Annotated in this window: 12 protein-coding genes and 4 tRNA genes; 7 read left to right on the forward strand and 9 right to left on the reverse strand. The window is 50.4% G+C overall.

Annotated features, from left to right (window positions below; translation table 11 throughout):
* Window positions 1-142 precede the first annotated feature (142 nt).
* Window positions 143-1525: an ATP-dependent RNA helicase DbpA gene (gene dbpA, locus BZG74_RS01125; protein ID WP_077770987.1), complete on the reverse strand. Its 1383-nt coding sequence runs from the start codon at window positions 1523-1525 to the stop codon at window positions 143-145.
* Window positions 1526-1769: 244 nt separating this feature from the next.
* On the opposite strand from dbpA, the gene BZG74_RS01130 reads away from it, so the two are divergent.
* Window positions 1770-2204: an acyl-CoA thioesterase gene (locus tag BZG74_RS01130; RefSeq protein ID WP_235605687.1), complete on the forward strand. Its 435-nt coding sequence runs from the start codon at window positions 1770-1772 to the stop codon at window positions 2202-2204.
* A gap of 76 nt (window positions 2205-2280) precedes the next feature.
* Here BZG74_RS01130 and BZG74_RS01135 read toward each other — a convergent pair whose 3' ends face one another.
* From BZG74_RS01135 to BZG74_RS01145, 3 genes are all read right to left on the reverse strand, one after another.
* On the reverse strand, window positions 2281-2580 hold the full coding sequence (locus BZG74_RS01135; protein WP_021024563.1) for a type II toxin-antitoxin system RelE/ParE family toxin: 300 nt from the start codon (window positions 2578-2580) through the stop codon (window positions 2281-2283).
* Entirely contained in the window at window positions 2568-2825 is a 258-nt protein-coding gene (locus tag BZG74_RS01140; protein WP_077456206.1) for a type II toxin-antitoxin system Phd/YefM family antitoxin, read from the reverse strand. Before BZG74_RS01140 ends, BZG74_RS01135 begins: the two co-directional genes overlap by 13 nt.
* Before the next feature lie 89 nt (window positions 2826-2914).
* The gene (locus BZG74_RS01145) at window positions 2915-3439 is read right to left on the reverse strand and encodes an RES family NAD+ phosphorylase (protein WP_077770988.1); all 525 of its coding nucleotides are present in this window, start codon (window positions 3437-3439) and stop codon (window positions 2915-2917) included.
* A 181-nt stretch (window positions 3440-3620) separates the two neighbouring features.
* Here BZG74_RS01145 and queC point away from each other — a divergent pair, with 181 nt between their 5' ends.
* Window positions 3621-4316 (forward strand): 7-cyano-7-deazaguanine synthase QueC, encoded by a 696-nt coding sequence (gene queC / locus BZG74_RS01150; protein WP_069588004.1) that lies wholly within the window; start codon window positions 3621-3623, stop codon window positions 4314-4316.
* 84 nt (window positions 4317-4400) lie between these two features.
* On the opposite strand, the gene BZG74_RS01155 is transcribed toward queC, so the two are convergent.
* Both BZG74_RS01155 and BZG74_RS01160 read right to left on the reverse strand, forming a co-directional pair.
* Window positions 4401-7550: a multidrug efflux RND transporter permease subunit gene (locus tag BZG74_RS01155; protein WP_077770989.1), complete on the reverse strand. Its 3150-nt coding sequence runs from the start codon at window positions 7548-7550 to the stop codon at window positions 4401-4403.
* On the reverse strand, window positions 7550-8671 hold the full coding sequence (locus BZG74_RS01160; protein WP_077770990.1) for an efflux RND transporter periplasmic adaptor subunit: 1122 nt from the start codon (window positions 8669-8671) through the stop codon (window positions 7550-7552). The genes BZG74_RS01155 and BZG74_RS01160 overlap by 1 nt, the downstream gene beginning before the upstream one ends.
* 287 nt (window positions 8672-8958) lie before the next feature.
* On the opposite strand from BZG74_RS01160, the gene BZG74_RS01165 reads away from it, so the two are divergent.
* The 4 genes from BZG74_RS01165 (at window position 8959) to BZG74_RS01180 (ending at window position 9362) form a co-directional block, all read left to right on the forward strand.
* A tRNA-Tyr gene (locus BZG74_RS01165) sits at window positions 8959-9043 on the forward strand.
* Window positions 9044-9064: 21 nt separating this feature from the next.
* A tRNA-Tyr gene (locus tag BZG74_RS01170) sits at window positions 9065-9149 on the forward strand.
* A 21-nt stretch (window positions 9150-9170) separates the two neighbouring features.
* A tRNA-Tyr gene (locus BZG74_RS01175) sits at window positions 9171-9255 on the forward strand.
* Between the two features lie 22 nt (window positions 9256-9277).
* Window positions 9278-9362, forward strand: a tRNA-Tyr gene (locus tag BZG74_RS01180).
* A 57-nt stretch (window positions 9363-9419) separates the two neighbouring features.
* Here the strand turns inward: BZG74_RS01180 and BZG74_RS01185 are convergent.
* Entirely contained in the window at window positions 9420-10397 is a 978-nt protein-coding gene (locus BZG74_RS01185) for a glutathione S-transferase family protein (RefSeq protein ID WP_077770991.1), read from the reverse strand.
* Between the two features lie 210 nt (window positions 10398-10607).
* Here BZG74_RS01185 and BZG74_RS01190 point away from each other — a divergent pair, with 210 nt between their 5' ends.
* Window positions 10608-10961 carry a DUF4168 domain-containing protein gene (locus BZG74_RS01190; protein ID WP_158020620.1) on the forward strand — a complete coding sequence of 118 codons (354 nt, stop codon included), beginning with the start codon at window positions 10608-10610 and terminating at the stop codon, window positions 10959-10961.
* Between the two features lie 48 nt (window positions 10962-11009).
* Here the strand turns inward: BZG74_RS01190 and arsJ are convergent, their stop codons facing one another.
* Together arsJ and BZG74_RS01200 are read right to left on the reverse strand one after the other, a co-directional pair.
* A complete protein-coding gene (arsJ, locus tag BZG74_RS01195) occupies window positions 11010-12233 on the reverse strand; it encodes an organoarsenical effux MFS transporter ArsJ (RefSeq protein WP_077771125.1) in 1224 nt (407 codons plus the stop codon).
* A 73-nt stretch (window positions 12234-12306) separates the two neighbouring features.
* A complete protein-coding gene (locus BZG74_RS01200) occupies window positions 12307-13314 on the reverse strand; it encodes an ArsJ-associated glyceraldehyde-3-phosphate dehydrogenase (RefSeq protein ID WP_077770993.1) in 1008 nt (335 codons plus the stop codon).
* Between the last annotated feature and the right edge of the window lie 7 nt (window positions 13315-13321).

Below are 13321 nucleotides of genomic sequence, written 5' to 3' on the forward strand. Positions count from 1 at the left end.
AGTTCTCAAAATACTTTTTCATCTGTCACTCCATGCTAACGTGCACGACACCAACAAGGTATCGTGCAGACTTTATCATTAAGCCATTGAAATAGAGTAGATTAGCTTAAAGGCTTGGCAAGCGATGTCTCTTCTGTAAGGCTCAAATCCGGCGGGCACGAATAGTGCGGCCTTTCACTTTTCCATCATTGAGCTTACGCAACGCAGCTTTAACGCAGGATTGTGATACAGCAATAAACGCCACATTATCGAGCACATTGATTTTACCCACCTGCTTACCGTCAATGCCCGCTTGACCGGTCAGCGCGCCCAAAATGTCACCCGCGCGCACTTTTTGTTTTTTACCTGAGTCAATCATTAAGGTTGCCATCTCAGGCTGGTAAGGCGCAGTGTCAAGCAAGTGCTGCGGCGGCAGGGCTTCAGGGAGAAAGTCGCGCTCATACTGATCGCCAATCATCGCCAGTTTATAGTGCTCGGCATCGTTATATAGCGAACACGCCACCCCTTTTTTGCCTGCGCGACCGGTACGGCCAACGCGGTGCACGTGAGTTTGCGGATCGTGGGCGAGTTGATAGTTGATCACCATATCCATGTCATCAATGTCTAAGCCTCGCGCTGCCACATCAGTGGCCACCAGCACGGACGCACTTTTGTTGGCAAATTTTACCAAGGTGCGCTCACGGCCACGCTGTTCAATATCGCCATGCAAGGCAACGGCGCTAAAACCGTCATCTTCTAGGTTATCGCAAACTTGTTGGGTTTGAGCTTTGGTCGTACAGAACACCACGCAGCTTTGCGGCTGAAAGTGCAATAAAAGTAACTTTAACGCCTGGTAACGCTGCTTGTTGTCATCGACTTTGTAGACGTGTTGCGAGATTGTACTTTGCGTTTGCACCTCATCCACTTTAACGGAGAAAGGGTGGCTCAGCACTCGCTGGGCAATCGCATTGATCGATCGCGGGAAGGTAGCGCTGAATAACAAGGTTTGGCGATGAGCAGGAACACGCGCAATGATAGCATCCAAGGTCTCTTGGAAGCCCATATCCAGCATCTGATCGGCTTCATCCAACACCAAGGTCTCAACGTCATCGAGACGCAATGTACCTTTGCGTAAATGATCATCCACACGCCCCGGCGTGCCGACAATAATGTGTGCACCATGCTCCAATGAGCCAATTTGTGGGCCAATCGATACGCCGCCACATAGCGTCAGCACTTTGACATTATGGCGACCACGCGCCAACTTACGCATCTCAACCGCCACTTGCTCGGCCAGCTCACGGGTTGGACACAGCACCAAAGATTGCACGCGAAAGCGTTTTACGTTCAGTTTGGCTAACACGCCAAGGCTAAACGCCGCAGTTTTCCCCGAGCCGGTTTTAGCTTGGGCAATAATATCTTTGCCACTGAGTACAGACGGTAAGCTCTGCGCCTGAATCGGTGTCATGTGCGTATAACCCAAGGTTGCTAAGTTATCGAGTAAATCAGCGGGTAACGCTAGCGAGGAAAAAGCGGTATCAGTCAAAGTCGTATCCACAACAAAAGTAAATCATGCCGCGCCCAAGCACGGCCAAAGGGGGGCGTATCATACCAGAGTCTGATTGCTGCCACATTAACCGATTAGCGCCACCCGCGTTGAGAACCGCTTTGTCGAGTCATGTATTTTGTTACGTCATTGTTAGACAAAGCTCCGTATTTATACCTACGCGGCTTGTCTTGTCATTGGGCTTGGTGTGCAATCAAGGCACACAATTAAGGAGGATTGTCTTGTGGCTAATATCCCAGTAGAAAACTACCCGCTCTCTCATACGCAGGCGATTGTCTGGAACGACATGGATGCCATGCAACATATCAATAACACCGTGTATTTTCGCTATTTTGAAGATGTACGCGTGGTGATGCTTGAAAAATTGGAAGTGTTCGAGCTAGCCAAACGGCTGCATGTTGGCCCCGTGGTCGCCTCAACCCGCTGCGATTATCGTGCCCCTTTGGTGTATCCAGATACCATCACCACTGTCACTTGGGTCGAGGATATTCAAGAAAAGCGCTATGCGATGAAGTATGAAATCTACAGCCACAATCAAGATCGCTGTGTGGCCGAGGGCGAGGCTTTGATTGTCTATTGCGATTTTAAAACCGGGAAAAGCTGCCCTATCCCAGCCGAGACGCTCGAAGGGTTAAAAGCTTTTGTGGCGAAACAGTAAACATAAAGACGAACACTGCGCGTTGCCTGACGCGCAGTCAGTAACCAATAGAGAACTTTTAAGTGTAATGACAAATTTAACGCGATAGTAAGAACTTACGTAGATCCTGTTCTGAACGCATGACGAATAAGATAAACACCGTGTCTTCTTCTTGCTTATAGAAAATACGACAAGGGTTCACCACCACCTCTCGGTAATTCAAGTGCGGTAGTTCAGGTGGCACTCGACCAGAATCAGGAAAAAGCACTAACCGCTCAACTGCTGTAAAGGCCGCTTGCACTAGCGCTTTAGCTGCAACCAGGTTGTCCAGTGCAACATACTCCGCAACGTCATTCAGATCCGCCAACGCAGGCTCAGTCCAAACTATTTGAGCCATTTGGACATTTGTTCCTTGGCATCATGGTGACTCAAGAGCTTCTCTTCGGTAATTGCGCGTTCGCCACGCGCGATCCCTTCTAAGATAGCAAGACGACTCTGCATTAATTCGTAATCATCCACACTTAATAAGTACGCTGAAGGCTTACCATGTTCGGTGATCAAAACAGGCTCTTTATTCGCCTTCAATTCAGACAAAATTTTGGTTGCCTGACGCTTCAGTGTGGTCACAAGTTCTACTTTCATCGCTCGCCCGGATAGTGACATTAAAGTATCAGTATTGTAGCACTTAAATATCACTGAAAAAGTTTTTTGATTCGCCTTATCAGCGACCGTCATTTCAAACTAATCTCTTCAGGCTCGCCCACTCTGGTTACGGACGGCGCGCCTGGGGCGTTCCAGCGAAACAAGGTGATATGCCAAGTGCTGGGATCTTTTCGCGACGGGTCAATCAAGCCAATTTCATTACCACTTCTCAGCGTATCGGCCACCCACCAACTGGATGGTGATTCGCCTTTTGCTAAGGCGGCTTGCCAATCAACGCTGGATAAGGTTTTGTATTGCTGAAGTTCAGGATGACGCAAATCCACCAGCTCACAGGGGTCAACCTGATACCGCACAAGCACACGTGGCGTTGTGATCTGGCTGGCGTACTTTTGCATGGCTACGCGCGCACTCTCTGCAGTCTCGGTTAAATACAGTGCGCTTTCGCCCTGACAATTATACCGACCGTTCGGTCTGTCTTTACTTCCTCGCATCAAGACAGCGTCGATGTGTTCAGGGTGACATACTCTGACAAAAATACCCGAGATAGGCGTGCGGCACAGGCTGGGGATAGCTTGCGGTTCAAGTCCGTCCATGACTTGTGAATGTCCTTTATAAATCAACCATCAAGGCGTAGCTTAGCAAACAAAGAGGGGACAAATTGCGTGCTGACTAACGGATTGCATCATCGCATCTGGCTTGCTGTCGATACCACACAGGGGTACCATCCGTGCTCTGTGTAACACTGGGTAAGTAGCAGCGCCAAAGGACAAACCAATGAAAAAAGCCGTTGTGGTATTTAGCGGAGGACAGGATTCAACCACCTGTTTGATTCAAGCGCAGGCAGAGTACGACGAAGTGCATTGCCTCACTTTCGACTATAACCAGCGCCACAAGCAAGAAATTGATGTTGCCCGTGAGATTGCTGCAAACCGCAAAGTCAGTGCGCACAAGGTATTGGATGTTGGCTTGCTCAATGAATTAGCAATTAGCTCGCTCACACGCGACAACATTCCTGTTTCCAATGCACTGAACGAAAACGGCCTGCCCAATTCCTTTGTGCCGGGACGTAATATCTTGTTTTTGACTTTAGCGGGTATCTACGCCTATCAAATTGGCGCTGAGGCGGTGATCACCGGTGTCTGCGAAACCGACTTTTCTGGCTACCCAGATTGTCGTAACGATTTTATTCAATCAATGCAGCAAGCCCTTGAGCGCGGCATGGACAGAAAACTCGCCTTAGTCACACCATTGATGTGGCTGAATAAAGCTGAAACGTGGGCACTGGCAGACCAGTATCACGCTCTCGATTTTGTGCGCGACCACACCCTAACCTGTTATAACGGCATTAAAGGCACTGGCTGTGGTGAGTGTCCAGCCTGCCATTTGCGTCAGCGTGGCTTAGATGACTATCTGGCCAATCAAGCGGACGTACAAGCCGCACTGCGACGCAAACAAGCCGAAAACGCCTAATAGCGGGCACTCACAGGCAGCGACAAGAAATAAAAACCGCCTCTCTATGAAGAGGCGGTTTTTGTATCAAGAATACAACAGCGGTTATTTATGCGGCTCATCATGCGGGTGGGTATCAAACTCACCATGACTGGCCCGATGCACAGTTTCCACCGCGAGCGCTTTATCCAACTGCTGCGCGACATACTCTGGCGAGTGAGTATGAATGGAGAGCAGACGATACATCGCCGGGATCACCAGCAAGGTGACAAAGGTTGCAAAGGCCATACCGGTGAAGATCACCGTCCCAACCGCGATACGACTTTCCGCTCCCGCGCCAGTGGAGAGGATAAGTGGGATCATCCCTGCCAAAGTGGTAAACGCTGTCATCAGAATCGGCCGCAAACGACGGACTGACGCATCGATAATCGCTTTATCAAATGCAATGCCGCGGTCACGCAATTGGTTGGCAAACTCCACGATCAAGATACCGTTTTTCGTCACCATCCCAATCAGCATAATCAAACCAATTTGGCTGTAGATATTAATCCCTTGGTTGGTCAGCCATAGGCCTAAAAAGCCGCCTAGCATCCCCATAGGCACCGTCAACATCACCACCAAGGGGTTGATAAAGCTTTCAAATTGCGCCGCTAACACCAAGTACGACACCAAGAGCGCTAAACCAAACACCACCAGCACACTGGTTTGGTTGTCACGAAAATCTTTCGACTCTCCTGAATAGCCCACCGAGATATCGGCCGGCAGGTTCTCAGCCGCGATTTTATCCAGATAATCGAGTGCTTGGCCCAGCGTCACACCCTCGCTTAAATGCGCCGATAAGGTGATCGATTTTTGCTTATTGGTATGGCTTAAACGCTGCGCGGACGCGGTTTCTTCCACCGTGGTTACCGCATCGAGCGAAACCAACTTACCGCTACGACTGCGCATATAAATACGACTGAGATCACCTTTACTGCTAAAGGCCTTTTCATCGCCGCGCACATACACATCGTACTCTTCACCGCGATCCACATAACTGGTCTGGGCACGGCCGCCAAGCATCACCTCTAACGTATCGGACACATCCCGCACCGAAATGCCGAGTTCAGAGGCGCGACGACGATCCACTTTAACCACCAGCTCAGGGGTAGTTTGGTTGTAGTCATAATCTGGGCTATCAATCATGCCCGCCTCACGCCCCATTTCGCCCAGTTTTTCCGCCCAGCGGTGAAGCTCAGGATAGTCTGGGCCACTCAATACAAACTGCACGGGCTCTGAACTCCCCCCACCAAAGCCAGGCGCAAACGGAAACACTTGCACGTCTGGCACACCATTTAACACCTGACGGACTTCCGCCAAGATATCCTGTGCAGAGCGATCACGCTCATCCCAATCCGGCAATAGCATGATCACAAAGCCCGTTTGATCTCCCGCTCGACCGCCAAACGCCGGTGTCTGTACGCTGACCGAGCTCAAGGTCCCCGCCTCGACCAAGGGCATTAAACGCTGCTCAATTTTCTCGATGTTACCCACCATTCGGTTATAGGCCGTGCCTTCCGCACCACGGACAAATGCCAGCAACACCCCACGATCTTCTTGTGGCACCAATTGCGATGGTAAGTGCTGCATCAACACACCACTACCACCAATACAAAGCAGAATGACCACAGGTGCCACCCAACGCCAGCGCAGTACATGCCCCAACGCACGGCGATAGTAGCCTTCAAGCACATCAAACCCACGAGTGATAACACGGTTTACGGGAGTCGATGCCACATTTAAGCGCAGTAATTTACTGCCAAGCACCGGCGTGAGCGTTAACGCAATGAGGGACGAACAGAGCACAGTGACGGCAAGCATCACGGCAAACTCGGTGAACAGCTTACCAATCATGCCATCCATGTAGGTAATGGGGAGGAACACCATCACCAAGACCGCCGTGGTGGCAATCACCGCAAAGCCCACCTCCCGTGCGCCACGGTAAGCGGCCACCAAGGGTGGATCGCCTTGCTGTAAGTGGTGGAAGATATTTTCGACCACTACAATAGCATCATCCACCACCAGACCAATCGCTAGAATGAGCGCCATTAAAGTCAGCAGGTTGATGGAAAAGCCCATCGCCGAGGCAACGATAAAGGCAGATATCAAGGACACCGGCACAGTCACTGCGGGGATCAAGGTGGCGCGCGCTTGGCCAATAAAGATATACAACACTAATACCACCAACGCCCCAGTGATAAATAGGGTGCTGTACACCTCCTCAATCGAGCGATCAATAAATACCGTGGTGTCGTAATCGACCCACAGGCGCGTGCCTTCGGGCAGGAAGGCCTGCATCTCATCGACAAGCTTATGAGCGCGGTCAGAAATATCGAGCGGGTTGGCATCGGATTGTGGGATCAGCGCCAAACTTAAATTATTGATACCATTGTTTTTGTAGGTGGCATCTTCGTTCCGTGAGCCAATTGCCACCTCCGCCACATCCGACAGATAAATCGCAGTGCCATTCGCCGTAGTGCGCACCACCAGTTGTTTAAAGTCCTCCGCATCACGGTATAACCGATCGCTACGCACTGGCATGGTCATCACGTCATTGCGGATTTCCCCGCCCGGACTTTCTAAGTTTTCATCCCGCAATGCATCAAGAATATCTTGAGTGGTAACACCGTGCCCCGCCATTTGGGTAGGATCCAGCTTCACATACATCACTTTATACAGCGCGCCGTATAAATCGACCGAGCTCACGCCTGAGATCAAACTGAATCTATCTTCCAGCGTACGTTGGGCATATTCCGTCAGTTGGTTGCGGTCCATTTCTGACGAGGCCAGGTTAATATAAACCGCCGCTTCGCCGGTGCCGTTGTCTTTGTAGACAATCGGATCGTTGGCATCATCGGGTAATCCCCCTTGTGCGCGCGCCACAGCATCGCGCACGTCACTCACCCCTTCAGTCAGCGGATGATCGAGATTAAATTCCACCGTGATACGCGATGAGCCATTGCGACTGACTGACGTAATTTCATCAATACCGCTAATGCCGGAGAGCTCATCTTCAATCAGTTGCGTGACTTGGCTTTCCATAATGCTCGCTGAGGCGCCGGAATAGCCGGTGTAGATACTCACAACCGGGCTATCGATATCAGGCATCTCACGCACGGACAAGGTCGAGAAAGACACCGCGCCAAAGACACATAGCAGCAAGCTCAATACTATTGCCATCACTGGCCGTTTTACCGAGACATCAGACAACCACATTAGCTGGCCTCCGTCTCAGACTCGGTATCATTCACACGGCTTTGGTCATCGGTTTGGTTTTTGGGCGCTTCCGCATTTAATACAGAGACTTGCGCCCCATCACGCATGTTCACCAAACCTTGCACCACTATGTGCTGACCGGGTTCAAGTCCTTTACTTACCACCACTTGGTTATCAATCCGCGCGCCAAGGGTAATTTCAGTGCGATGAGCAATGCCTTCATCATCAATCCGGAAAACATAACGTCGTGTGCCGGAATATTGCAGAGCTTGCACAGGCACAATCACCGCTTGTTGCTCCGGCAAGGTCAGTTTCGCCTCCATCAGCATGCCGGGCTGCAATTGGCGTTCAGGGTTATCCAGCGCCACACGGACACTGACTGATAGCGCTTCTTTATCCACCCGAGAGTCCACCACACTCACCGTGCCGGTAAAGGCATCATCGGGGTACGCTTGCGACGTGACCGCCACTGGCATATTGGGATAAAGCAGTCCGACGTATTGCTCTGGCACCTGAATATCAAGATTCATGCGTGACAGGTTGTCGAGACTAAAGAGGGTTTCGCCCACATCCACGCGCTGGCCGACACTTAAATCAAACAGGCCAATGCGACCTGAAAAGGGCGCAACTAAACGGTGATCATCTAAATCAGATTGCGCCGATTGCAAACGCGCCTTGGCAATATTGACACTCGCTTGCTGTGCATCCAACTCGGTTTGCGTTAACGCACCACGCTGCGCCAGCTTGGTATACTCTTTTAACTTGCGCTGCTCATCATTGAGGTAAGCCGACGCTTCCAGCACCGCGGCTTGGGCTTTGGCGCGATTAAAGGTCACCAAAGGCGCCCCTTTTTGCACGGTTTCGCCAGGCTTGACATGCACCGTTTCAATGCGCGCCGAGACTTCCGATTCGATATTAATCTGTTGGTGGGCTTTGACATTCCCCACCAAGGATAACGACGGCGCAATCGGTTTGGTTTCCACCTGTGCCGTCATCACATCCACGGATCGTGCCCCCGGTGGTGGCGCAGAGACCTTCTCGTTAGGGAGCTGTGTATCGCCCCACTGCCAGAACGCGACGCCCGCCAACACCACGACGCCTAATAGCATCCACTTCTTCATTACCATGTACCTTATAGATTGGATAGCACAAGTGTACTGATCTGCATTTTTTTGTCCTTAAAGAATTGTAAAGACACTGTTTTTTATCGTTATTACATAGGATTGTGCGACAAAGCGAGACAGAGATAAGACTGTGTAAGCGCGGCCAGGTTTCAAAAAACGTCGAAAAAGCACACTTTACGGTAATTATCACGCGCAAGACGCTGAAAAAAGCACCAACCACTAGCTTGGATTGAGAAAACTCTTTACAGCTTCAGTCGGTTTGGTAAGATTCGCCTCGTCTCCGTGGTGGAGTTCCCGAGCGGTCAAAGGGATCAGACTGTAAATCTGACGGCTCAGCCTTCGAAGGTTCGAATCCTTCCTCCACCACCATTTTATAAAGCAAGACTCCGTGGTGGAGTTCCCGAGCGGTCAAAGGGATCAGACTGTAAATCTGACGGCTCAGCCTTCGAAGGTTCGAATCCTTCCTCCACCACCATTTTACAAAGCAAGACTCCGTGGTGGAGTTCCCGAGCGGTCAAAGGGATCAGACTGTAAATCTGACGGCTCAGCCTTCGAAGGTTCGAATCCTTCCTCCACCACCACTTTTACAAAGCAAGACTCCATGGTGGAGTTCCCGAGCGGTCAAAGGGATCAGACTGTAAATCTGACGGCTCAGCCTTCGAAGGTTCGAATCCTTCCTCCACCACCATCTTTAAGGGCCAGCATTTGCTGGCCCTTTTTCGTTGCTTTTGCGGTGATAACTTCATCATTTCGCGTGAGATGCGAGTGATGCGCGGCCATGCGGCGACCACAAGTCTTGCTCTGGCCCTTTCGGCACAATACGTGTCGGATTGATATTGCCGTGACTGTAGTAGTAATGCGTTTTGATATGATACATATCAACGGTGTCTGCGACGCCTGGTACTTGAAATAACTCCTTCATGTAACAGAACAAATTGCAATAATCGGCAATACGTTGCTTATTACATTTAAAGTGGCCCACGTAGACAGGATCAAAGCGAATTAAGGTGGTGAACAGGCGCCAATCCGCTTCTGTAATCTGGTTCCCAGCAAGGTAACGGTTACGGCTTAAATGATCATCCAACACTGTCAATGCAGTGAATAACTGATCAAAGGCTTCCTCATAAGCCGCTTGTTCGGTGGCAAAGCCACATTTGTACACGCCATTGTTCACATTGGGGTAAACAAATTCATTCCATTGATCAATTGCCGCACGCAGGTTGTCTGGGTAATAATCATCATGATTGCCCGTAATACCATTAAACGCCGAATTGAACATGCGAATAATGTCGGCTGACTCATTACTGACAATGGTCTCGGTTTGCTTATCCCATAAGATAGGTACAGTAACCCGCCCCGTATAGTCAGGCTTGGCTTTGGTGTACAACTGGTGCGCATAGTCAAAGCCATGTAAGGGCTCTGGCTTCGAAAACGTCCAACCGTTTTCCAACATCTCAGGCGCCACCACGGTGACATCTATATGAGATTCAAGTCCTTTCAAATGACGCATAATCAGGGTGCGATGCGCCCACGGGCACGCAAGAGAAACATACAGATGGTAGCGGCCCGATTCAGCGTTAAAACCCGCATCGCCGCTTGGACCAGCTTCACCACTCGCGGTGACCCAATGGCGAAACCCTGCGTCTTCACGCACAAAACGGCCCCCCGACGATTTGGTGTCATACCACACATCGTGCCATACCCCATCAATCAGTTTTCCCATATGTCCTCCTTTTTTACTAACAGCAGTATAAGAAGCACGCTAAGAAAAGTCGGCAGAGCAACTTGTTGGAGTTATTCGAAAAAGCTGAACAATCCTTACAGTATCAACAATGTCATGGTCTTGTGAGAATTTGTCTGATTGCCTTTTCGCGTTTGACCGTCACTCTCCATCTCTTTTAGGGTGACCGTGATGAATAAAAGGAGAGTATTGATGAAACGTTTATTAGCGACCCTATTTTTTGCGTTTGTTGTTGCAGCCAGTCTGCCAAGTTTCGCTGCCAACGAAACAAACGAACTGTCAGCGGATCAGCTGACCGACCAAGTAGTCAGCAGCTACGCAGAGGCCGCTGAACAGGTGGTTTCAATCTCAAAAGATTACAAAAGCAAGCTTGAGAGCATTCGCAGTGAAGAAAAGGCGAAAGCGCTAATGGCGGAGACGCAAAAAGAAATGGCGCAAGCGATTGAGGCAACGGGTCTAACGATTGAAGAATATAACGCTGTTTTTCGTCAAGCACGTGAAGATAAAGAGCTGCAGAAGAAAATCAGCAATATGCTCAATGAGTAGCCGTAGTCTTAAAGAGGGGCAAGCATATGCATGCTTTCCCCTCTTTATTTAAGCGTGATCTGTTAAGGCTATCGTTTTGGGTAACCCCAGCGAAATGACCGTGGTTACGGTGAGAAACCCAAACGACACCCAAAGACACGCGGCGAGCCCCCATACTTGGAACACCCAACCGGATAACACGGTGCCAATTAAGCGTCCCATGGCGTTCGCCATATAATAAAATCCTACATCCAGCGACACACCATCGCCTTTGGCGTAGCTGACAATCAAGTAGGAATGCAGGGAAGAGTTAATCGCAAATATCGCCCCGAATACCATGAGCCCAACGATAATCACCCCTTGCGGATACCACTGTTCGCCAATCGCGTAAGCAATGATGCCAGTTACCACCGCCAATAAACCTGCCCAACCGAGCGCCGCTTTACCGCCCGGCGAATGGCCAGCTTGGCGCCCAGTAATTTTCGGCGCAACCCCTTGCACCATGCCGTAAGCGATGACCCAAAGGGCCAGAAAGCCGCCCACCGCACTGTGGCTCCAACCAAATGTGGTGCCGAGATAAATTGGCAACGCCACCACAAACCACACATCTCTTGCCCCGAAAAGAAATAAACGTGCAGCCGAGAGGATATTCACACTGCGAGACTTGGAAAAGATTTCCGAAAACTTAGGCTTATTTTTGGCTTTCCCCAACTCCGCATTGAGCGATACCACACTGCCGATAAACACCAAACTCAACACACCCGCCATCGCCGCCACCGCATATTGAAAGCCAATCAGAGAGAGCAATGCGCCACCGACAAAAAAACCTACGCCTTTGAGCGCGTTCTTCGAGCCGGTCAAGATTGCAATCCACTTAAACAGCGCTCCCTGTGCATTGTCAGGCACTAAGGTTTTAATCGCGCTTTTAGCGCTCATCTTGTTCAGATCTTTCGCAATTCCAGACAAGGCTTGAGCCGCCATCACCCAAGGAATAGTGAGCCAACCGGCTGGCACGGCTAACATGGCAAGCGCGATAATTTGCATGCCAAGGCCAATATTCATGGTGCGGTTAAGCCCTAATCGGGCTCCTAACCAGCCGCCGACAAGATTGGTTACCACCCCAAAGAATTCGTAAAACAAAAACAGCGAGGCGATTTCTAACGTGCCGTAGCCCAACTCATAAAAATACAGCACCACCAGCATCCGCAGTGCACCGTCGGTGATGGTGAAATTCCAATAGTTAAAGGTCACCAGCATATACTGGCGTACAGATTGGCTTAATTGAGCAAACATAGTGGTCATCGATTCACAGACAAAAAAGGGCGATGCGGCACTGGGCACACATCGCTACCTTATAAAAAAGCGATTACTGATCAACGCCGCCGACGTTGCGCACCAACTCCGCGGTGCGCGTGGCATACCCCATTTCGTTGTCATACCACGCATAGATTTTGACCATACGCTTACCCACTACCATGGTGGATAAACCATCGACAATAGTAGAGCGCTGATCGCCACGGTAATCAATCGAGACTAAAGGACGCGCCTCAAAGCCAAGAATGCCGTTGAGCTCGCCGTCCGCGGCCTCTTGCAACAGTGCGTTCACCTCATCAGCAGTGGTATCGGTTTCCACATCAAAAATTACATCCGTCAGCGACGCATTAGCGAGGGGGACACGCACCGCATGACCATTAATCTTACCTTTTAGATCCGGGAAAATTTCTACGATGGCGGTCGCTGAGCCTGTAGTCGTCGGGATCAAGCTCATGCCACAGGCGCGAGCGCGACGTAAGTCTTTATGCGGCGCGTCTAAAATCGTTTGGGTATTGGTTAAATCATGAATGGTGGTGAAGGTCGACTGCGCAATCCCCAGCTTTTCATGGATCACTTTCACAATCGGTGCCAAGCAGTTCGTGGTACACGACGCTGCGGTGACGATTCGATGTTTACTCGGATCAAATATCGCGTCATTCACTCCCACCACGATATTCGCCACACGCTCATCTTTGACCGGCGCAGAGACCACCACGCGCTTTACGCCTTGGTCCAAGTATTGCTGCAGCAAATCCGCATCACGGTGTTTTCCCGTTGCTTCAATCACCACATCGCAGCCTGACCAGTCGACGGCATCAATCGCTTTTTCTTGGCTTGTCGTCAGTGTTTTGCCGTTAATCTGCACGCGGTTGCCTTCTGCACTCACCGCGTGATGCCAACGCCCTTGTACCGAATCAAACTCCAGCAAATGCGCCAGTGTTTCGGTATCTCCCGCCACATCGTTAATATGCACAAACTCGAGCTCTGGCCAATCAAATGCTGCCCGCAGTGCTAAGCGACCGATACGGCCAAACCCATTGATCCCGACTTTAATTGTCATTGCTTTC

It is taken from the genome of Salinivibrio sharmensis (assembly GCF_001995985.1).
GTDB lineage: Bacteria > Pseudomonadota > Gammaproteobacteria > Enterobacterales > Vibrionaceae > Salinivibrio > Salinivibrio sharmensis.